17 protein-coding genes are annotated in these 20,016 nt (G+C 64.7%); 6 read left to right on the top strand and 11 right to left on the bottom strand.

Going from position 1 to position 20,016, the window contains the following annotated elements; translation table 11 throughout:
* Positions 1 to 318: 318 nt before the first annotated feature.
* Entirely contained in the window at positions 319 to 1,323 is a 1,005-nt protein-coding gene (locus EVC45_RS12620) for a formylglycine-generating enzyme family protein (protein ID WP_129958312.1), read from the bottom strand.
* A gap of 463 nt (positions 1,324 to 1,786) precedes the next feature.
* Between EVC45_RS12620 and EVC45_RS12625 the strand changes: the two genes are divergently transcribed.
* Positions 1,787 to 3,763 carry an AI-2E family transporter gene (locus EVC45_RS12625; RefSeq protein WP_129958313.1) on the top strand — a complete coding sequence of 659 codons (1,977 nt, stop codon included), beginning with the start codon at positions 1,787 to 1,789 and terminating at the stop codon, positions 3,761 to 3,763.
* Between the two features lie 132 nt (positions 3,764 to 3,895).
* Here the strand turns inward: EVC45_RS12625 and EVC45_RS12630 are convergent, their stop codons facing one another.
* The 4 genes from EVC45_RS12630 to EVC45_RS12645 are packed head-to-tail and all read right to left on the bottom strand — an operon-like array spanning position 3,896 to position 8,156.
* Positions 3,896 to 4,648, bottom strand: a complete 753-nt coding sequence (locus EVC45_RS12630; RefSeq protein ID WP_129958314.1) for an aspartate/glutamate racemase family protein — start codon at positions 4,646 to 4,648, stop codon at positions 3,896 to 3,898.
* 14 nt (positions 4,649 to 4,662) lie between these two features.
* Positions 4,663 to 6,078: a dihydropyrimidinase gene (gene hydA / locus EVC45_RS12635; RefSeq protein ID WP_129958315.1), complete on the bottom strand. Its 1,416-nt coding sequence runs from the start codon at positions 6,076 to 6,078 to the stop codon at positions 4,663 to 4,665.
* Positions 6,079 to 6,088: 10 nt separating this feature from the next.
* Positions 6,089 to 6,817: an aspartate/glutamate racemase family protein gene (locus EVC45_RS12640; protein WP_129958316.1), complete on the bottom strand. Its 729-nt coding sequence runs from the start codon at positions 6,815 to 6,817 to the stop codon at positions 6,089 to 6,091.
* 43 nt (positions 6,818 to 6,860) lie between these two features.
* Positions 6,861 to 8,156 carry an MFS transporter gene (locus tag EVC45_RS12645; RefSeq protein WP_129958441.1) on the bottom strand — a complete coding sequence of 432 codons (1,296 nt, stop codon included), beginning with the start codon at positions 8,154 to 8,156 and terminating at the stop codon, positions 6,861 to 6,863.
* Between the two features lie 229 nt (positions 8,157 to 8,385).
* Here EVC45_RS12645 and EVC45_RS12650 point away from each other — a divergent pair, with 229 nt between their 5' ends.
* Positions 8,386 to 9,087, top strand: coding sequence for a GntR family transcriptional regulator (locus tag EVC45_RS12650; RefSeq protein ID WP_168991462.1), 702 nt, complete (start codon positions 8,386 to 8,388; stop codon positions 9,085 to 9,087).
* Positions 9,088 to 9,309: 222 nt separating this feature from the next.
* Here EVC45_RS12650 and EVC45_RS12655 read toward each other — a convergent pair whose 3' ends face one another.
* Both EVC45_RS12655 and EVC45_RS12660 read right to left on the bottom strand, forming a co-directional pair.
* Positions 9,310 to 10,020, bottom strand: coding sequence for an SDR family NAD(P)-dependent oxidoreductase (locus EVC45_RS12655; RefSeq protein WP_129958317.1), 711 nt, complete (start codon positions 10,018 to 10,020; stop codon positions 9,310 to 9,312).
* A 105-nt stretch (positions 10,021 to 10,125) separates the two neighbouring features.
* Complete coding sequence (locus tag EVC45_RS12660; protein ID WP_129958318.1) at positions 10,126 to 10,878, bottom strand: SDR family oxidoreductase; 753 nt, start codon at positions 10,876 to 10,878, stop codon at positions 10,126 to 10,128.
* A 190-nt stretch (positions 10,879 to 11,068) separates the two neighbouring features.
* Between EVC45_RS12660 and EVC45_RS12665 the strand changes: the two genes are divergently transcribed.
* The 3 genes from EVC45_RS12665 (at position 11,069) to EVC45_RS12675 (ending at position 14,667) form a co-directional block, all read left to right on the top strand.
* Positions 11,069 to 12,574 (top strand): PLP-dependent aminotransferase family protein, encoded by a 1,506-nt coding sequence (locus EVC45_RS12665; protein WP_129958319.1) that lies wholly within the window; start codon positions 11,069 to 11,071, stop codon positions 12,572 to 12,574.
* 149 nt (positions 12,575 to 12,723) lie between these two features.
* Entirely contained in the window at positions 12,724 to 14,460 is a 1,737-nt protein-coding gene (locus EVC45_RS12670) for an FAD-dependent oxidoreductase (RefSeq protein WP_129958320.1), read from the top strand.
* Between the two features lie 21 nt (positions 14,461 to 14,481).
* Positions 14,482 to 14,667 carry a hypothetical protein gene (locus tag EVC45_RS12675; protein WP_018425236.1) on the top strand — a complete coding sequence of 62 codons (186 nt, stop codon included), beginning with the start codon at positions 14,482 to 14,484 and terminating at the stop codon, positions 14,665 to 14,667.
* 75 nt (positions 14,668 to 14,742) lie between these two features.
* Here the strand turns inward: EVC45_RS12675 and EVC45_RS12680 are convergent, their stop codons facing one another.
* The 3 genes from EVC45_RS12680 to EVC45_RS12690 form a co-directional block, all read right to left on the bottom strand.
* On the bottom strand, positions 14,743 to 15,726 hold the full coding sequence (locus tag EVC45_RS12680) for a 2-dehydropantoate 2-reductase (protein ID WP_129958321.1): 984 nt from the start codon (positions 15,724 to 15,726) through the stop codon (positions 14,743 to 14,745).
* Positions 15,727 to 15,797: 71 nt separating this feature from the next.
* Positions 15,798 to 16,592, bottom strand: a complete 795-nt coding sequence (locus tag EVC45_RS12685) for a class II aldolase/adducin family protein (RefSeq protein WP_129958322.1) — start codon at positions 16,590 to 16,592, stop codon at positions 15,798 to 15,800.
* A gap of 99 nt (positions 16,593 to 16,691) precedes the next feature.
* The gene (locus tag EVC45_RS12690; RefSeq protein ID WP_129958323.1) at positions 16,692 to 17,891 is read right to left on the bottom strand and encodes an amino acid aminotransferase; all 1,200 of its coding nucleotides are present in this window, start codon (positions 17,889 to 17,891) and stop codon (positions 16,692 to 16,694) included.
* A 192-nt stretch (positions 17,892 to 18,083) separates the two neighbouring features.
* Between EVC45_RS12690 and EVC45_RS12695 the strand changes: the two genes are divergently transcribed.
* Positions 18,084 to 19,025, top strand: a complete 942-nt coding sequence (locus EVC45_RS12695; RefSeq protein ID WP_129958324.1) for a LysR family transcriptional regulator — start codon at positions 18,084 to 18,086, stop codon at positions 19,023 to 19,025.
* An 81-nt stretch (positions 19,026 to 19,106) separates the two neighbouring features.
* Here EVC45_RS12695 and EVC45_RS12700 read toward each other — a convergent pair whose 3' ends face one another.
* Complete coding sequence (locus tag EVC45_RS12700) at positions 19,107 to 19,931, bottom strand: helix-turn-helix transcriptional regulator (protein WP_129958325.1); 825 nt, start codon at positions 19,929 to 19,931, stop codon at positions 19,107 to 19,109.
* Positions 19,932 to 20,016 lie beyond the last annotated feature (85 nt).

The following is a 20,016-nucleotide window of genomic DNA, read 5'->3' on the forward strand; positions in this document are numbered from 1 at the left end:
GAATCAGTTCGAGCGGCACGCGATAAGGCGTATCAAGCTCATATTGCATGGTATTGACGTGATGCCGTTCACCGACATTCCGAAATCGAGTCTGTGCCACTTAATAGCAAGTTTAGAAAAGCTGTTTGCTGATAGTTACACATTATTCGCAATGGTGAATTTCGATTTTTGGACTAACCGGCCGGCAATCAATTTGTAAACGAATAACAATTCATGATTGCCGCAGACCGTTTTAATCGATTCTCTCTTTGCGCTGAAATCGCGAATACGCAAAGCCTGGCATCCGCCAGGCACGGAAAGCGCTGCCCGAGCTTTCATTCAGATGTGACGAACGTTAACCTCAACCCTGTCACCGCGCACCACGCAGCGAAAACCGATATGGCTCGTCGATGTGTCGATCGCTTCGGCATGCCGTGCCGCTGGGCGGTAGCGACGGCAATAGTTCGGTGCGCAAAGGTGCGATCCGCCTTTCAGCACTCTGCGGGGAATTCGAATCTCGGGCTGGCACGGGTCGTAGCTCCGCTCCTGCGCGCTGCCGCGCGGGTTCTGAGGGACGCAGCACGCCTTGGGCGCGTCGGCCCTGTGGCGGGTCGACCAGAAATCCGCGGTCCATTCCCACACATTGCCGATCATGTCGTAGATGCCGTAACCGTTCGGCGGGAAAGACCTCACCGGCGAAGTGCGCTCGAAGCCGTCCTGCATCAGATTCTGGTGCGGAAAGGCGCCCTGCCAGGTATTGGCCATCTGCTTTCCGGCTGGCGTGAACTCGTCGCCCCATGCGTATTCCGTGCCATCGAGGCCGCCACGCGCGGCAAGTTCCCACTCGGCCTCGGTCGGCAATTCCTTGCCCGCCCAGTGCGCATACGCCTCGGCGTCGCACCAGGCGATATGCACCACGGGATGGTCGTCCTTTCCGCTGATCGAACTGCGCGGCCCGTAGGGTCTTCGCCAGTCAGCACCGAATTTGAAGCGCCACCATTGCGTCCAGTCATGCAGGTCGACGGGCCCCTTGGGAGGGGAGAAGATGAGCGACCCGGCCTGCAGCATGTGCGCAAGCGCGCCCGGATAGTCCTCCGCCTTCGGCGCGATCTCGGCGAAGGTCACATAGTTCGTGGCTTCGACGAACCTGCGGAACTGGCGGTTCGTCACCGGCGTACGGTCGATCCAGAACCCATCGACTCTGACCCGGTGCACAGGCGCCTCCTCAGGGTAGTGCCGGTCCGAACCCATGCGGAATTCGCCGCCGGGCACAAAGACCATCTCGGCGAGCGGATTCCGCTGAGCGGTCTGGATTCGTTTAGAAGGCTGGCTCTGTGAACTCATGGCGTCCGGCTGTCCTGTCCGTCGTCGAGGCGTCCGTGTGGTTCGAACGCTGTGTTGTGAGGGCATACCTCTCTGCGTGATTGCCGCGAGCGCGAATCGCCCGAACCTGCCCCGGATCTTCCCCTGAGGGCAGGCTGTTCTGCAGAAGCGACTCCGATCGGATCCCTATTGGACTGACATCATGGCTTTTTGCGTGCCCGCCATGAGATCACCATGGCGTTGCGAGGGCCGCCGAAGTCGCAGTCGCCACGCTCTCCTGTTCAAACCTCCGCCGTTCCTTGGATACAGGACACTAATACTATGGAACAATTTCGCCTGACTAGCGGGCAAAATCTGGCGCCTTACCGCGTGTCCTGATGGTGAGCCCGCCTCGCACCAAAGCGCCTACAATTCGGGCATATGTCTTGCTGACGATCTGTGCTCCGCTCGGTCGTCTACGCGGCCCAACCGGAATTCCGTTCACATGAAAATATCGCTACCGCCGCCGCAAGGACGGCCGAACCGCGTTTACCCGCCGGGCACGCCGGGCTTGCATGGGCTCGTGTCGCTGATCACCGGCGTGGTGGTCGTGTGCGGGCTGTACTTCGGCCGGGAGGTATTGATTCCGATCACGTTGTCGGTGCTGCTGAGCTTTCTGCTCGCGCCGCTCGTGCAGATGCTGCGGCGTCTGCATATGGGCCAGTTGCCGTCGATCTTCATCGCGGTGCTGTTCGCGCTCGCCTCGCTGCTCGCGGTCGGCGCGCTGATCGGCGCGCAGCTCGTGCAGCTCGCGGGCGCCCTGCCGCAGTACCAGGAGGCGATCGAGCAGAAGATCGAAACGGTGCAGGAAAAGACCGTGGGCCGTGCCGATTCGCTGATGAGCAGCGCTGCCACCGCGCTGCAACGCATGGCGCCATCGCCCCGTCCCCCACCGCCCCGCCCGACCGGCCGCGCGGCGCGCAACGCGCCGCAGGTGCCGCAACAGGTCGAGGTGCACGAGCCCGCGCCGACCCCGGTGCAACTCGCGCAGCGCGCGCTGACGCCGGCCATCGCGCCGATCGAGACGACCTTCATCGTGCTCGTCGTGACGATCTTCATCCTGTTGCAGCGCGAGGATTTGCGCGACCGTCTGATCAGCCTGTTCGGTTCGCGCGACCTGCACCGCACGACCACCGCGATCAACGACGCCGCGGGGCGCCTGTCACGCTATTTCGTCGCGCAGCTCGGCGTGAATCTGAGCGCGGGCGGCATCATCGCGATCGGGCTGGCGATCATCGGCGTGCCCGGTGCGCTGCTGTTCGGCGTGATCGCCGCGCTGCTGCGCTTCGTGCCGTACATCGGCATCTGGATCGCGGCGATCCTCGCGGTGTTTCTCGCGGCCGCGATCCAGCCGCAATGGACGATGGCGGTGCTCACGCTGATCCTGTTCATCGTCGTCGACGTGGTCGCCGGGCAGATCGCCGAGCCGCTGCTGTACGGCCATCGCTCAGGCCTGTCGCCGCTCGCGGTGGTGGTCGCGGCGATTTTCTGGAGCTGGCTGTGGGGGCCGATCGGCCTCGTGCTGTCGACGCCGCTCACGCTGTGCGTCGTCACGCTCGGGCGCTATGCGGACCGGCTGAACTTCCTGACCGTGCTGCTCGGCGATCAGCCCGCGCTGTCGCCCGCGCAGACCTTCTATCAGCGCCTGCTCGCCGACGACCCGCACGAGGCGATCGTGCAGGCCGAACGGTTGCTGCGCGAGATGTCGCTGATCGACTATTACGACAAGGTTGCGCTCGAAGGGCTGCGGCTCGCGCGCAACGACGCGCAGCGCGGCGTGCTGATGCCCGACCAGCTGCAGCGGATCAACGACGCGCTCGTCGATATCGTCGAGAACCTCGAAATCGCCGAAGGGCTGCGCGATACGCTCGCGCCAGCCGAACCGGCGGACGCGGGCAACGCGCTGCTCGCCGGGACGCCGGACCTGGCGCCGCCGGGCGCCGGTGCCACGGAGCGCTATGGCGGCGATCTGCTCACGCGCTCGCAACAGCCGGGCGATGTGGGCAAGGAGGCGGTGTTGTGCGTGCCCGGCCGCGGCGCGTTCGACGAAGTGACCACGGCCATCGCCGTGCAACTGCTGAACCGTCAGGGCTTCGCGCCGCTGATGGCGACGCACTCGGGATATCGCAGCGCGCGCGCCGACGAGCCGAGCTTCAAGGACACGTCGATCATCTGCATCGTGTCGCTCGACGCGCCCGAGTCGCCGCCTTATCTGCGCAACATGCTGCGCCGCACGCGCGAATGGCGGCCGCGCGCGACGCTGGTGGTCGGCGTCGGCGACGCGCCGGAGGGCAGCGTCGAACTCGATGCGGGCGGCGAACTGCATGCGTCGCCAACGTTCCGCGCGATGATCGAGGCGTGTCACGCGGCGACCAGTGGGCAGGCGATGCGACAGCCGTCGCAGGCGGCCAGCGCGGGCTGAGAGATGCGCTGGCTAACGCCGCGCCAAACCGACAATGACAGTCTCCACAGCTGATTGACCGCCTGCAAACGTTCTTCAGACGTCCATTTAGTGCGCCCCAGCTGCCCCCGGGACTCACTCCGAAGAGCTGGATCAGCCCGTCCGCCCACGGTTCAGCAATCGCTCGAGCGGTTCGGGCAGGCCCCGATTCGGCTTGACCGGCGGCTGGGTGAAACTGCCCTTCGTCGCCTTTTTCGGACCTAGCCGGATCAGGCCCTCGAGCTGCGTAACCGCACTCGACACGCCATCGACCACCGGCACCGGCAAGTCGTTGCGTATCTCACGCGCGAGACCCGCAAGCGGCGCGCCGGCGATGATGATGACGTCGGCACCGTCGTCGTCGACGACCTGGTTGCACAGCGCCTTCAGTCTCGCTGCGTGATCCTGCTGCACGCTGCCGATATCGCGCAACGGCTCGTCGAGCGCGCGGATACTGGCGAGCCGGCTCGCCAGATGACTGCGTTCGACCGTCTCGCGATACCACGCCCTGATTCGCGGCGAGATCGCGATGATCGAGAAGCGCTGCCCGAGCGTTGCCGCCGTCACGAGTGCGGACTCGGTCAGCCCGACTACCGGCACGTCGATCAATTCCTTGATGCCCTGCAGGCCCGGGTCGCCGAATGCCGCGACCACGACGCCGTCGTAGGTGCCATGTCGCTCGGCCGCCACGCACGCGGTCGCATACCCGCCGATCAGCGCTTCGAAGCGCGTCTCGATGTACGCAACGCCGAACGGCGCGGTCGCCACCTCGATCTCGGTGTCGGGCGAAGCACTGCGTTGCGCCTCCGCCTGAATCAGGGCCGAGACACTCTCGGAGATGTTGGGGTTGATCACCAGGATCTTCATGCTGCTCTCCAATGTCACAGGTCGACGTACTGCGGCTTGCCAGCGGCGAGAAAGCGGCCCCGGCCCGCCTCCGGCTCGAGATAGCGGCCGCTCTCGACCAGCAGTTCGCCACGTGACAGACAATGCTTCGGCCACCCCTGCACGGTGCGGCCCTCGTAGGGCGTGTAGTCGACGTTGTGATGCAGCGCGTCGTTCGCGATGGCGACCTGCTTGAGCGGGTCCCACAGCACGATGTCGGCGTCGGCGCCGACCGCGATCGTTCCCTTGCGCGGATAGAGGCCGTACAGCTTCGCGGGATTCAATGACGTCAGTTCGACGAACTTGTGCAGCGATAGCTTGCCGCGGTTCACTCCATCGAACAGGAGCGCCAACCGGGTTTCGATGCCGGGGATGCCGTTCGGGATGTGCTCGAACGACACCTCGTTGCCGCCGGGCTTTTTGCCCTGCGGATCGTCGTATGAAAACGGCGCGTGATCGGACGAGAAAATGCTGAATACGCCACGCTTGAGGGCGCTCCACACGGCCCGCTGGCTGGACGCGTTGCGTGGCGGCGGACTGCAAACGCACTTCGCGCCGTGATAGCCGTCCTCATGGCCGAGATCTTCGGCCGTCAGGTAAAGGTATTGCGGGCAGGTTTCGGCGTAGATATTCAGACCGCGCTGCTGCGCCCATTCGATCTGCTCGATCGCGTCCTCGCCCGACACATGCACGATCAGGATTGGCACGTCGACCAGTTCGGAAAACGCAATCGCGCGATGCGTCGCTTCCCGCTCGACCACCGCCGGGCGCGACAGCGCGTGATACTTCGGCGCGTGCTTACCGGTTTCGATGAGCTTGTCGGTCAGCCACGCGATGCAGTCCGAATTCTCGGCATGCACCATGACCAGCGCCTCGTTGCGGCGCGCAACATCCATCACTTCGAGGATCTCGCGGTCGCTGAGCTTGAGATCGTCGTAGGTCATATAGATCTTGAACGACGTATAGCCGGCGGCGATGAGTTCGGGAAGTTCGCGTTCCAGCACCTCGGGCGTCGGATCGGACACGATCAGGTGGAACGCGTAGTCGGTGACCGCGCGGCCTTCCGCGCGGCTATGGTAGTCGGCCACCGCGGCTTTGAGCGACTGCCCCTTTGCCTGCGCGGCGAACGGGATCACGGTCGTGGTGCCGCCACACACGGCGGCACGGGTGCCGCTGTGGAAGTCATCCGCCATCTTTAGCCCGTCCGGCATCGGTTGATCGAGATGGCAGTGGGCGTCGATTCCGCCGGGCAGCGCCAGCAGGCCGGTGGCGTCGATCTCGCGCCTGCCCGCGTCGAGATCGCGGCCCAGCGCGACGACGATGCCGTCCTTCACACCAATGTCGCAATTGAAGCGCTCGGACGCGGTGACCACGTCAGCGTTACGGATTACCAGGTCGTACAGGGTTGTCATGACGGTCCTCTCACACGACTTCGGAGAACAGGCGGCCCCAGCCCGCAAGCCGGGTCGTATCGTATCCAGCGAGCTTCAACGACTTCCACACCACGGTGGAGATCGTGTCGTAGAGCGGCACACCGTGGTGCCGCTCCACTTCCGAGGCCAGATGGGCGGCGTGCAGGTTGGTGCAGAACGTAACGATCGCTTCCGGTCGATGCTCGGCGACTTCGCGGATCTGTGCGCGCAGCGTCTCTTCGGTGACTTCGGAAAACTGAAAGTTCACCTTCAGGCCGAGGTGGTTTTCGGAAGAGCAGTCGATGCCGTTGTCGCGGTAATTGGCGACGATCTTCTGCTGAACATCCTTCAGGTACGGGCTGACCAGGCCGAATTTCTTCACGCCGGTCTTGTCCAGAATCTCGTTTAACGCCAGCACCGACGTGGTTGCGCGGATGCCGGTCGCATCCTCGATTTCGCGGCACAGGCGGCGGTCGGTTTCGAAGCCGAGCCAGCCGGATGAAGTGCCGTTCCATGCGATCACGTCGACCTTGGCGTCGGCCAGCAGCCTCGCGGCCTGAATGATGTTGGTAGTGTCGAACTGCCCGAGCGCCTGGTCGGACAGCGAGATTTCGGTGACCCTGAAGCGGGAAAAATGGGCACTAACACCGGGCAACTGGGCCACCATCGCGCTCGTGATCGGTTCGAGCGCGGTGTTGGACGACGGTGTAAGCATGCCGAGCATGACGCGTTTGCTCATGATGAAGTCAGCCATCAAGTGTTAAGGGTGAAGAAGGTCCGGCTTAGACGGGCAATTTGCGTTCGTAGTCGATCAGCGTCGAACAGACGAGAAGTCCTACGCCTGCGGCGGCGAAAAACATCAGGGCCAGAAAATAGGAACCGGTGGTCTGCACGATCAGGCCGACGATGATCGGCACGAGAACGCCGCCGATATTGCCGCCCAGGTTCATGAAGCCGCCCAGAAAGCCGACCTTGTTGCGGGTCCCGAGGATGGAAGGCAGGCACCAGAACAGACCGCACCAGCGCAGGAAGAACAGCGTGGTGGCCAGCAGCACCACCACCGTCGCGGGATTCCCGACATAGGCGACCGAGAAGATCGACACAGTTGCCGCCACGGCGGCGATGCCGAACAGCGTGCGCATCACGCGGTTGGGAGAACCGCCCGCGGCCTTCCACTTGTCGGCGATCCATCCGCCGATCAGTTCACCCACGAAGCCGCTGAAGAAGATCGCGAAGCTGGCTCCGCCCATCTGCTGGATGTTGAAGCCGTGAACCTTGTTCAGATAGTTCGGCATCCAGGTGAGCAAGCCGTAAAACAGCGAGTTGAAGCACATCCAGCCGAAGAACATGCCCCACACCGAGCGATACCGGAAAAAGTCCAGGCTGCGGCCGCTGGCATCAACCGGCTCAGCGAGGTGCTCTTCCTGCAGTGCCGCTTCGAGATACTCTGCTTCGGCCTGATTGACGGCAGGATGCTCACGCGGGTTGTTGCGGATGTAGTACCAGGCGAACAGGCCGGCAAGCATGGTTCCGATACCGGCCACCACGAACGAGGTGCGCCACGATCCGAATTCGCTGATCAACCCGGAGATGATCACCGCGCCGAGTGCCGCCCCCAGCGGTGCGCCACCGTCGAGCAGCGTCGCGCCGCGGCCACGTTCGTGACGGGTCATCCACATTGCGTTGAGCTTGCCGCCGGCCGGGTAGATCGGTGCTTCGGCGGCACCCAGGCCCAGACGGGTGAGGATCAGCGCGGTCGCCGTCGTGCAGACGGCGGCAATGCCCTGGAAGAATCCCCAGAACAACGTAGCGCACGCGATCACGATGCGCGGCTTGAATCGATCAGCCAGCATGCCCCCCGGGATCTGCATGAACGCGTAGGTCCAGAAGAACGAACTCAGGATCAGGCCCTGCACTGCCGGGGCGATATGGAACTCCTTGGCGATAAGGGGCATGGCGACGGACAGCGAAGCCCGGTCCACGTAGTTGATCGAAATCAGCATCAACATGATCAGAAAGATTTTCCAGCGTACGCCGGTCCTAACCTCGGCCCGCACGGCCGCATCTACGGTTTGCATCTGTGTCTCCTCCGTTCGCCTGATCACGGCTTTGGGGTTCATGTTCGTGTCCGGGACCGCTCCCGCACCGGTGCGCTGCATGCGCCAACGCAGTATATGATGCCTAATTATGAATTACAAGCGTTGTATTACGTTGATTTTGTTAGTGTTTTTATTTTTTGTGGATAGACGATCGAACCTGTAAGACAATTAAGCAACGACGGAAGATGCAAAATTGGAAACAGGCGACATGGACCTCAAGTCACTACCGGCAGATACACGCAAGCGCGTCAGCCTGCGCGGCACGGGTATGTATGCGGCGATCGCGGAGCGATTGCGCGAGATGATTCTCGAAGGGGAATTGCCACCTGGCGGCCGTATCGACGAAAAAGCGTTGTGCGAGCGCTTTGACATCTCCAGAACGCCTTTGCGCGAGGCGCTCAAAACGCTGGTGACCGAGGGGTACGTGACTCACCGGCAGCACATGGGCTTTCAGGTCGCGCCGATCAACAAGGCCGAGATCGCCGCCATCTTCGAAGTGCTGCATGGACTGGAGGAAACGGCCGGACGACTCGCTGCGCAGCGTATCGACGACAAGCAGATGAAGGTGCTGATGGAGCGCCATCGCACCATGGAGACTTATCACCGCGACGGCAAGCGCACGGCCTACTACCGCGCCAACCAGAAAGTGCATCAGCAGATCGTCGACGTCGCCGGCAATCCGGTGCTATCGGACATGTACGCCTCGTTGATGAGCAAGATTCACCGCGCGAGAGGGGCGGCTAATGCCGATGTGCTGCGCTGGGCCGAATCCCTCGGCGAACACAGTGAAATTCTGGACGCGCTATCCAGACGCGATGGAGCATGCCTCGCGCGATTACTGCGCGAACATTCGGAACATACCGCCGCGGAAGTGATGAAAGTGCTCGAGACTACGAATGGGAACGAGTAGCGATGGTCGGTGAAAGGACCATCGGCGATACCGAGCAGACATAGCGGCGCAAGGATCCGACCCGCCGTAACGCGTTCGCGCTTCTTTGCAGCGCCGCATTTGCGTCGTTTAGACAACGCGCAAGAAAGCGCGTGACGTGCAACGCACGATCCCCGGCCCTCCCGGATCATGTGTTCGCTATCGGAATACCAAAGGGCACCGGCTTACGGTGCCCTCGGAAGACTAGCGACCGGCGCTCTGACCGCCGTCGACGTGCAGAATTTCTCCCGTGATGAACGGCGCGGAATCGAGGAAGAGAATCGCGTCGGCGATATCGCTCATCTCGCCCATGCGCCCCAGCGGATGAAACGCGCCCAACGCCTCATGTGTTTCGGGCGCGTGCATCGGCGACTTGATGATCCCCGGCGCGACGGCATTCACGCGTATGCCTTTTTTCGCGTATTCGATCGCCAGCGACTTCGTGGCCGCGTTCAGTCCGCCCTTCGTCAGGGCTGCCAGTACCGAAAACACGCCGCTGATCGCAGCGTCGACGGTGCTGGACGTGACACTAACCACATGGCCGCTCGAATACTTTTCCATTTCGGCGATGGCGAGTTGGGTGATGTGGTAGAACCCCGCCATGTTCACGTTCATCACCGCGGCGAAGTCGTCGGCAGTGTGTTCGGTGAAGGGCTTGCCGATGTAAATGCCGGCGTTGTTGACCAGCGTGTCGATCCGGCCGAATCGTGCGACACCCTCGGAAATGACGCGCTGAGCAGTTGCCGGGTCACCGACATCCCCCGCGACGCTCAGAATGTTCGGGTCGTCCGACGGCTTGATCGAGCGCGCGGTCGCGACGATGCGATAGTCGAGCCTGCGAAATGCCTTGACGACTTCGGCGCCTATGCCTTGCGAGGCGCCGGTCACGACGACGACTTTCTGTGATGTGCTCATGCTTTGCCCAAAAGATTGTTTGCTCGGCTTCGACGCCTGCCGGGTCGATCGCCTCCATCCGATGAAACGCGGACCTGCCGCTTCAGGGTTCACAAAGACCTGAAATCACCCTTTCTTGTTTTGCGCCAGCCACTGGTCGAGACTCACGCGGCCGATCCGCGCGTCGCCGAGCGGTACGAGCGACTGTTCCTCGACGCGACCGCCGTAATAGCGCGCATCCTGATCCGTCACCACCGGGCGCGGGTCGCCGACAGACTTCAAATAACGTCCGACGATCGTGGCGAACGGTTCACGGTCCGGGCCCGCGATATCGACCGTGCCGTTCAGCGGCGCGGCGAGAGCGACCTGCGCGAGGCTCGCTGCGACGTCATCCGCGGCGATCGGCTGGAACAGTCCGTCCCCGACCCGCACCGTCCCGCCTTCCGTGCCGTAATCGGCAATCGCGCCGATGAATTCCATGAACTGGGTCGCGCGCACGATCGTGTAGGGCACGCCCGCTGCTTCAATCGCCTCTTCCTGCGCGACCTTGGCGACGAAATACGCGTTGTCCGGCGAGCGCTCGCAGCCGACGATGGACAGCGCGACGTGATGGCGTACCCCCGCAGCCACTTCCGCTTTGCCGAGGTTGCGCGTCGAGGTGCGGAAAAAGTCGAGCACCGCCTGAGGCTCCCACGAGGGCGCGTTCGCCACATCGACTACGACGTCCGCACCCGCTAGCGCATTGCTCAGGCCTTCGCCTGTCACGGCGTTCACACCGGTACGCGGTGACGCAGCAAATGCCTCATGACCAGCCTCGCCAAGCAGTTTGACGACACGCGAGCCGATCAGGCCGGAACCACCGATTACGACGATCTTCATGGCACATTCTCCAGATGAGAGTCAGATAGCACGAGTACGCGTCCGGCGGCCGTTGCATCGCGGGGAAGCACTCGCCGCCGTCGCATCGTGTGAGGCTATTGTGGGAAGATCATGAACTATCGAAAAGTGCCAAGAAATGTCGATCCGACCAGGACATGCTGATTCCGGTCGACATGCAGGCAAGACCGTCATGACCGTGCCGTCAACCGAATTCACCGTCGATATCGATCGGCAGTTGCAGTTGCCGATCTACCTGCAGATCTGTGCGCGCTTCAGAACCGCGATCACCGCGGGGCATCTGCGTCCAGGCGAGCGCGTGCCCGCGCTGCGCAGCCTCGCCACGCAACTGAACACGGCGCGCGGCACGGTTGAACTGGCGTACACGATCCTCGTCGACGAAGGCTATCTCCAGATGCGCGGTGCGGCCGGCACGTTCGTGTCGCCCTCGCTGCCGGCCTCAGTGACGCGCTCGCGGACGCAAGGCGCAAAGGGCTCGACCGGCACGCAAAGCGCTGAAGCGGCGGCCCCAGCTCAGGCGCAAGGCGCCCCGCGCCAGCTTGCCATTGCCTCCGCCATGAGCGGCGAGCCCCGGCCGTTGCAACCCGGGCTGCCCGCGCTCGACGCGTTTCCGGTCAAGGTCTGGAATCGTCTCGTTTCGAATCGCGCGCGCAGCGGCGAGCGAGCGATGCTCGCGTACCCGGATCCCGCGGGCTACCGGCCGCTGCGCGAACACATCGCAACGTATCTTGGGCTGTCGCGCGGGGTCACCTGCCTGCCGGACCAGGTGTTCGTGACCGGCGGCTACCGCGCGACGCTCGAACTCGTGTTGCGCAGTCTTGCCAGCCCGAACGACAGCGTGTGGTACGAAGATCCGGGCTATCTGCTCGCGCGCGGTTTTCTCGCCGAAACCGGCGTGCAGCTCGTCGCGGTACCGGTGGACGAAGCAGGCCTCGACGTCGAACGCGGCACCCAGCTGGATGCGCAGGCGCGCTTCGCGCTGGTCACGCCGTCGCACCAGAGCCCGCTCGGGCACACGTTGTCGCTGCCCCGACGCATGGCGCTGCTGGAGTGGGCCGAGAAAGCGTCCAGCTGGATCATCGAAGACGATTACGACAGCGAGTTCCGCTATCTGGGCCGGCCATTGCCGGCATTGAAGAGCCTCGACCGCCACGATCACGTGATCTACTGCGGCACCTTCAGCAAGGTGATGTTTCCCGGCTTGCGGCTCGCGTATGCGGTGGTGCCGGAGCGGGCCGTCGAGCGCGTCGGGCGGGTGGCGCGCAGCATGAACGCCGGATCGTCGACGCTGTTGCAGGCCGCTTTGGCCGACTTCATCGAGCGGGGGCATTTTGCGCGGCATCTGAAGCGCATGCGTGCGTTGTACGGCGAGCGGCGCGTGCTGGTCGTGCGTGCGCTGGAGCGGGTGTTCGGCGACCGGCTCAGCGTCGAATTGCCGCCAGGGGGAATCCAGTTCGCGGCACGCTTCACCGAGGGCCCCGATGGCCCTGTCGATGACGTCGCGGTTGCCGCGCGCGCCCGCGACGCGGGGCTCGCCGTGCTGCCGCTGTCGATCTGGTACGCGAATGGCCGCACGCGCCGCACGCCGCGCGGCCTTGTGATGGGCTTCGCGAACGTCGCCGATACAGGCGAAGCCGGCCGTCTCGCGCGGATCTTGCGCGCGTGTCTGGACGGCTAACGAGCGGGCGAAAGTCCACTTCTCCGCGGCCTGACCACAAGAAACGAGCTTGCGAAGCGTCGGAGAAACCGTCGTACCCAAAATGAGGACAGCCGCGCACGAACGCTGACGCATACTGCGCCGATAACGCAAGCAATCTGGAGACACGCATGACCCGCCCGTTCAAGCCCTATCCGTTCGCGCCACGCCGTTATCCGGCCGCGGTGCCGCCGCTGGTCGACGGACGCGAGCCGCAAACGCGCGCGGTCGCGATCGTCGGCGGCGGTCCGGTCGGCATGACGCTCGCACTCGCGCTCGCGCGCCAGGGCGTGCGCTCGGTGCTGATCGAGGCCGACGACAGCGTCTGCACCGGCAGCCGCGCGATCTGCATCTCGCGACGCAGCCTCGAAATCTTCAAGCGGCTCGGCGTCGTCGATGGGTTTCTGCAAAAGGGGCTGGCGTGGACCGGCGGACGCAGCTTCTATCGCGACACCGAGGTGTTCCGCTTCGCGATGCATCAGGACGACGAGCAGTCGCTGCCGCCGATGATCAATATCGCGCAGTATCAGATCGAGCAGCTGCTGCTCGACGAGATCGAACGGCACGCCGATCTGATCGACGTGCGTTGGCAAACGCGGGTGACGGGCCTCGAACAAAAACCGCAAGGCGGCGCAACGCTGACGCTCCGCAGCGGCGAACCTGCCGATCCGCAAGGCGCGAGCTGGCAGATGGACGCCGCATGGGTCATCGCCTGCGACGGCGGACGCAGCACGATCCGCGACCTGCTCGGGCTGAAGCTCACCGGCACGACCTATGAAGGGCGTTACGTGATCGTCGATATCGAACTCGACACCTCGCGCGCGACCGAACGGCTCGCCTATTTCGATCCGCCGTCGAATCCGGGCTCGACGGTGCTCGTGCACAAGCAGCCCGACAACGTGTGGCGCATCGACTACCAGTTGCGCGACGACGAAGACCCCGACGCCGCCGTGCTGCCCGAGAACGTGATACCGCGCGTGCAAAACCTGCTCGACTCGATGGGCGAAACCGGCGCATGGTCGCCGATCTGGATCACGATCTACAAGGCCAATGCGTTGACGCTCGAACGCTATCGGCACGGCAGCCTGCTGTTCGCGGGCGACGCCGCGCATCTGGTGCCGATCTTCGGCGTGCGCGGCGCGAATTCGGGCATCGACGACGCCGACAATCTCGGCTGGAAGCTCGGCTGCGTGATCAATGGCAGCGCGTCGCCCGCGCTGCTGGATAGCTATAGCGACGAACGTGTGTACGCGGCGCGCGAGAACCTGAGCTACGGCATGAAAAGCACCGAATTCATGGCCCCGCCGACCTTCGCGTTCGATCTGATGCGCACGGCCGTGCTCGGACTTGCCGAGCGGCACGCGGCGGTGCGCCCGCTGATCAACCCGCGCCAGACGCATGCGATCGCGTATCGGCAATCGCCGCTGAACTTCGCAGGCGACGCAGCCGATGCATTCGATCGCGGCCCCGCGCCGGGCACCGTGTTACCCGAGTGCAGGCTGCTCAAACGATCGCAAGATGGCGCACGGATCGGCATTCATCTAACCGACCTGCTCGGACCGTGCTTCACGGCGCTGCGCTTCGACGTAGAGCACGCGAACGACGGCGACGCGTGGCAACAACTGCAAAACACGCTAGCCGGCCAGGGCATTCCGTTCAACGTGATCGACATCGTCACGGCCGAAGCGCAATCGGCAAACGGCCCTGGAACCATCGACCCGACCGGCCGCCTGCACGACATGCTCGACGCACGACCCGGCACCGTCTATCTGATCCGCCCCGACGGCCACGTGCTCGCGCGCTGGCGCAACGGCAGCGCAGCGGCCGTGCGGCACGCGCTCGATGCCACGCTGACACGGCAGAACTAACGCACAAGGACCTTCGACATCATGACCGATAGCGATCTCGATCTCGTCTATACGACGCTGTGCAACACGCTGACCCACGAAGGCGAAGCGCAGGCGTCGCTGTATCTGGCGCGCCTCGCGCTGTTGTGCCTGACCGAACTCGACGACTCGCGGCGCGCGTTGTCGCTGATCGAAGCGGCGAAGCTGCCGGCTGCCGCCACGGCGTAGCGCGGGCATAAAAAAGCCGCGCGGTCGACGCGCGGCGTTTCTTCGTCCTTTGAACCAAGGGCTTTTACATCGACCTCACTGCTTCGGATACAAGCCCAACGTACTCGCATGCAGCCGCGCGAGGCCGAGCAACGCATCCGTGTAAGGCGTCGGCACGCGCGTCAGTTGCCCGAGTTCGCGCACCGCGCCGACCAGCGCATCGAGTTCGACCGCCTTGCCGGCCTGCACGTCCTGCAGCATCGAGGTTTTCATCGCGCCGAGCTTCAGCGTGACCGCGTGACGGTCCTCGGGCGCCTGGTCGATCGGGATGCCGAAGCGCGCGCCGATTTCCTTCGCCTCCAGCATGATGTGCGTGACGAAGCCGCGCACGAGTTCGTCGCCGAGGATTCGGTCCGTCGTTGCGCCGGTGATCGCGCTGACCGGATTCATCGTCATGTTGCCCCATAGCTTGAACCAGACGTCGCGCTGGATCTGCGCCGAGGCCGTCGCATGGAAGCCCGCCGCCTGCAGCAGCGCGGCGAGCAGTTCGACACGCTCGCTCGGCTTGCCCGACGCCTCGCCGACGATCAGCCCGTTGCCCTGGTGATGCCGGATCACGCCGGGCGCGTCGATCAGGCAACTGGCATGCACGACGCAGCCGACGGTCTGCGCGGCCGGGATCGCGGCGGCAATGGCGCCGTCTGGATCGATCGTCTTAAGGCGCTGGCCGGCGAGTTCTCCGCCGAGGCCGTCGCAGAACCACCACGGCACGCCGTTCATCGCGGTCAGCACGATCGTCTCGGGGCCGAGCAGCGGCTTGACATGCGCGGCCACCGCCGCCATCGCCGGGCCCTTCACCGCGATCACGACGAGCTCCTGCACGCCGAGATCGGCCGGCTTGTCGCTCGCCTTCACCTGCTCGGCGTAGATCACGCCGCCTTCGATCAGCCGCAGACCATGCTGGCGCACCGCGTCGAGCGTCGCGCCCCGCGCGACCACGCTGACCTGGTGCCCCGCCTGCGCGAGCTTCACTCCCATCCAGCCGCCGATCGAGCCGGCGCCGTAGATCGCTACTTTCATCGCCTGAATCCTTGCCTGTTGCCGTGTTTATTGCAGCGTTGATTGTCGCGCTCTTTTACCCGTGGCTTCAATCATTGCCGGTAGCTCGCATCGATTCGCTCGACCCGCCGCACCAGCGCATCGAACACGTCCTGCCCGGCGCCGTGGCGCGGGTCGAACTGCAGCGCGTCGCGCGAGCAGCGGATCGCGACCTCCTCCGGCACCGGCCGCGCGCGGCCCATCGAAAACGTCGCCATCTGGATTTCGCAGGCGCGATTCAGTGTCCACAGAATCGCGAATGCCTGCGGCAAAGTCCGGCCCCACGATAGCAGACCGTGGTTGCGCAGGATCACGGCTTGTCTGTCGCCGATATGCGCGAGCAGCCGCGGCCCCTCTTCCGCATGAATCGTGATGCCCTCGAAGTCGTGATACGCGATCCGGTCGTGCAACTGCGCGCTATAGAAATTGGTCTGTTGCAAGCCCTCTTCGAGGCATGCCACCGCGACGCCCGCGGTCGTATGCGTGTGCATCACGCAGTGCGCATCGGGCAAGCCCTCGTGAATCGCCGCATGCACGACGAAGCCAGCCGGATTCACCGGATACGGCGAGTCGTCCAGCACCCGCCCCTGCGCATCGATCTTTACCAGATTGCTCGCGCTCACCTCGCTGTAGTGCAGCCCGAACGGGTTGATCAGGAAGTGGCGCTCGGTGCCGCTGACGCTTTCGGGGACGCGCAGCGTGATGTGGTTGTAGATCATCTCGGTCCAGCCGAGCAGATCGAAGATCCGGTAGCACGCGGCCAGCTGCACGCGCGCCTGCCATTCGTCCGGATGCATCGCGGCCGAACTGGACGGGCTCGCCGGTTGCGCTTCGAGGGTCGTGGCCATCGTCAGTATCTCCATGATTCTCGTTGTGACGGCGCGTCAGCGCGCGCCGGTCTTCGGTATTCACGCGTGCCGCGATAGCGGCCGAACCGCGGGACGGCTTCAGGCGTTCGACACCACCGCCGCGATCGACGAGGCGACATAGTCCGCGTTGCGCGCATTCAAGCCGGCTACGCACATGCGGCCCGAGCGCAGCACGTACACCGCGTATTCGTTGCGCAGACGCTCGACCTGGCTTTCGGACAGGCCCGTGTACGTGAACATGCCGCGCTGCGCGACATAGCGCGCACGCAGCACTTCGTCGACGCGTCCGTCGAGCCCCGCGTGGATCACGTTGCGCATCGCCAGAATGCGCTCGCGCATCGCGCCGAGCTCGGCTTCCCACGACGCGCGCAGCGTCGCATCGGCGAGCACGTTGGCGACGAGGCACGCGCCGTGCGTCGGCGGATTGCTGTAGTTCGCGCGCACCGCCGACATCAGTTGGCCGGCTACGCGCGCGGCCTCGTCGGCGCTCTTGCAGACCACGCTCAACGCGCCGACGCGCTCGCCGTACAGCGAGAAATTCTTCGAGAACGAGTTCGCGACGATCAGCGGCACGTGCGCGTCGGCGAGCAGGCGCACCGGCGCGGCGTCTTCTTCGAGGCCCGCGCCGAAGCCCTGGTAGGCCATGTCGACGAACGCGATCAGCTTGCGGCGCTGCAAAACCGGCACCAGCTCCGCCCACTGCGCCGGGCTGAGATCGACGCCGGTTGGGTTATGGCAGCACGCGTGCAGCAGCACCACGCTCTGTTCCGGCAAGGCGTCGATCGCGGCGAGCATTTCGGCGAAGCGCAGGCCGCCCGTTTGCGGGTCGTAGTACGGATAGGTGTTGACCGTGTGCCCCGCGCCTTCGAAGATCACGCGATGGTTTTCCCAGCTCGGGTCGCTAATCCAAACCTGCGAGCCGGGGAAATAGCGCTTCAGGAAATCGGCGCCGACTTTCAGCGCGCCCGAGCCGCCGAGCGTTTGCAGCGTCGCGATCCGGCCTTCGGCGCGCGCCGCGCTGTCGGCGCCGAACACGAGCGCCTGCGCGGTGTCGCGATAGAGCGGCAAGCCCGCCATCGGCAGATACGAACGCGGGCCGATCGCGTCGAGCAGCGCGGTTTCGGCGCGGCGCACCGCGTCGATCACCGGCAGCTTGCCGGCGTCGTCGAAATAGATGCCGATGCTGAGGTTGACCTTGTTCGGCCGTGGGTCCAGCTGAAAGTCTTCGTTCAGGCTCAGAATCGGGTCGCCCGGATAGGCAGGAATATGGTCGAACATGACGGGTCCTTGAAGACGGCCTCTGCAGGCCGGTTGTGGCGGTCGTCCGCGCGCCGCGGGACGACAGGGCAAACCTTAAGTCTAAGCGGGTTTGCCGGGCTAAGTCGACCTGCACGAGTGTCGGTGGTCGGCGCGCCGCGCACAATCAATCGATTTTTCATGATTCGTAAGTTTTTCTTTAGAATCGATCGTATGCCTCTTACCCGCGTCACGATCCGCCAATTCGAAGCGTTCCTCGCCATCGTCGATCTTCATAGCATCGGCGCGGCGGCGCAGCGGCTCGGGCTGACTTCGTCGGCGGTCAGCCAGCTGCTTGCCGAGCTCGAAACGGAGCTCGGCTTCCGGCTGTTCGATCGCACCACGCGGCGCGTCGCGCTGTCCAGCGCTGGGCAGGACTTCCTGGCGTCGGCCGAATCGGTGCTGCGCCACGTGCGCGCAGCCGCTCAATCCGCCGACGATATCCGCAACCGCGCGGCCGGCATCGTGCGGGTCGGCGCGCCGCTCGTCATCGCGTCGACGGCGCTGCCCGCGGCGATCGCCGAATACGCGCGCGACAAGCCTAAGGTGGTCGTACGCGTCTGCGATACCGTGGTCGAGCAACTGGTGGAGCGGGTCGAGAGCGGCGACCTCGATCTTGCGATCGGCCCGGACCGGCAAAGCGGGACGCGCGTGCGCTCAGAGCCCGCGTTCGCGAGTCCGTGGGTGATGTGGTGCTCGGCCGCGCATCCGCTCGCGGCGCGCCGCCGCGTGCAGTGGCAGCACCTGCGCGACGTGCCGATCGTCGCGACCGGCCGCGACCACGAGCGCGCGGTCGACCAGATGCTCGCCCACCTGCCGGTCGAGGCGCGCATCATTCCGGTCGATGTCGTCGACAACGTGACCACCGCGTTCGGCCTCGCCGCGCAAGGGCTTGCTGTCACGCTCGCGCCGGCCTACGTCGCGCCGCTCGCCCGCACGTTCGGGCTCGTGATGAAGCGCATCGTCGATCCGGAAACGATTCGCGAGGTGTGCGTGTATCGCTCGACCGAGCGCGCGCTGTCGCCATCGGCCGATGGTTTCGCGGATTTCGTGATGCCGTGGTTGAAACGCTGGGATCGGGAGACGCAGGCCGAGGCGCGGGGTAAGCGGAGTTGAAGCGCTGTTGAAGCGGACATGAAGCGCGCTCCGACGCCCGCTTCGACCCGAGTGTGGACACGAGCTTCGACAGATGCGCCGCTAAGGCTGCATACACAGCGCGAACAGCTGCCGTTGATTCGAAATCCCCAGCCGCGCGTACGCGCGCTTCTGATACGTGACGACGCTCGTGGGCTTCACCCCCATTCGCCCGGCGATCTCGGCGGCGCTCGCGCCTTCGAGGGTGCCGCGCAGCACGTCGAGCTCGCGCGGCGTCAGCGCCGGACACGCGCGACGCACGCGCGCGAGCATCGCCGCACCGGCGCCCTGCTGGTGTTGCCCATTCAGCGCGTAATGGCCTTTCGCCGCATGCGCGAACAGCGGCGCGACGCTTTCGATCCGCTCCAGTTCGCCCGCCGCGAACACGCCGTACGCGCGGTCGCGATACAGGTTGATCGACAGCCACACGCTATCCGCCGGCTGCACCAGCAACGACAGCCGGTCCGATACGTTCGGCTGCGCGTAGCACGCCGCGCGATACGCTTCGTTTTCGATTTCGTCGCCGCGCTGCTGATGCAGCACCAGCGCATCGCCTGAACGGATGCGCCGCCTACCGTCGGTCTGGCCGATGATCGCGCGATTGCCGTCCAGCGCATAAAAATGCGCGGCGTAGCGCTCGGCGACGTCGCGTAGAAAATGCCCGCCGCGATGATCGGCCGCCGACACCGTACGGGGCCGTGCATCGAACTCGTACGCGAAGATCGTGCACTGCGAGACCGGCAGCGACAATGACTCGCCAACCGTCTGCAGAATGCTCGCGGCGAGCGCGCCGGCATCCGGGTGGGACATCGCCATGACGAGGTCGGTGGCGCGTGCGGTGCTGATCTGACCGCTGCGCTGCGATGATGCGAGGCGCCAGGAACGCATGATGGGGATTCGTGCTTGCGCTGCGTGGATTGGGTTGCGGCAAGCGTAGCACAGCGGGCGCGCGGCGCAGGACCAGCGGCGTTAT

It is taken from the genome of Paraburkholderia sp. UYCP14C (genome assembly GCF_004197395.1).
In the GTDB taxonomy this organism is placed as follows: Bacteria; Pseudomonadota; Gammaproteobacteria; order Burkholderiales; family Burkholderiaceae; genus Paraburkholderia.

Coding starts and splice junctions, on each gene's coding strand:
- EVC45_RS12620 (WP_129958312.1), bottom strand. CDS start 1,323: ATGAGTTCACAGAGCCAGCCTTCTAAACGAATCCAGACCGCTCAGCGG.
- EVC45_RS12625 (WP_129958313.1), top strand. CDS start 1,787: ATGAAAATATCGCTACCGCCGCCGCAAGGACGGCCGAACCGCGTTTAC.
- EVC45_RS12630 (WP_129958314.1), bottom strand. CDS start 4,648: ATGAAGATCCTGGTGATCAACCCCAACATCTCCGAGAGTGTCTCGGCC.
- hydA (WP_129958315.1), bottom strand. CDS start 6,078: ATGACAACCCTGTACGACCTGGTAATCCGTAACGCTGACGTGGTCACC.
- EVC45_RS12640 (WP_129958316.1), bottom strand. CDS start 6,817: ATGAGCAAACGCGTCATGCTCGGCATGCTTACACCGTCGTCCAACACC.
- EVC45_RS12645 (WP_129958441.1), bottom strand. CDS start 8,156: ATGCAAACCGTAGATGCGGCCGTGCGGGCCGAGGTTAGGACCGGCGTA.
- EVC45_RS12650 (WP_168991462.1), top strand. CDS start 8,386: ATGGACCTCAAGTCACTACCGGCAGATACACGCAAGCGCGTCAGCCTG.
- EVC45_RS12655 (WP_129958317.1), bottom strand. CDS start 10,020: ATGAGCACATCACAGAAAGTCGTCGTCGTGACCGGCGCCTCGCAAGGC.
- EVC45_RS12660 (WP_129958318.1), bottom strand. CDS start 10,878: ATGAAGATCGTCGTAATCGGTGGTTCCGGCCTGATCGGCTCGCGTGTC.
- EVC45_RS12665 (WP_129958319.1), top strand. CDS start 11,069: ATGACCGTGCCGTCAACCGAATTCACCGTCGATATCGATCGGCAGTTG.
- EVC45_RS12670 (WP_129958320.1), top strand. CDS start 12,724: ATGACCCGCCCGTTCAAGCCCTATCCGTTCGCGCCACGCCGTTATCCG.
- EVC45_RS12675 (WP_018425236.1), top strand. CDS start 14,482: ATGACCGATAGCGATCTCGATCTCGTCTATACGACGCTGTGCAACACG.
- EVC45_RS12680 (WP_129958321.1), bottom strand. CDS start 15,726: ATGAAAGTAGCGATCTACGGCGCCGGCTCGATCGGCGGCTGGATGGGA.
- EVC45_RS12685 (WP_129958322.1), bottom strand. CDS start 16,592: ATGGCCACGACCCTCGAAGCGCAACCGGCGAGCCCGTCCAGTTCGGCC.
- EVC45_RS12690 (WP_129958323.1), bottom strand. CDS start 17,891: ATGTTCGACCATATTCCTGCCTATCCGGGCGACCCGATTCTGAGCCTG.
- EVC45_RS12695 (WP_129958324.1), top strand. CDS start 18,084: ATGCCTCTTACCCGCGTCACGATCCGCCAATTCGAAGCGTTCCTCGCC.
- EVC45_RS12700 (WP_129958325.1), bottom strand. CDS start 19,931: ATGCGTTCCTGGCGCCTCGCATCATCGCAGCGCAGCGGTCAGATCAGC.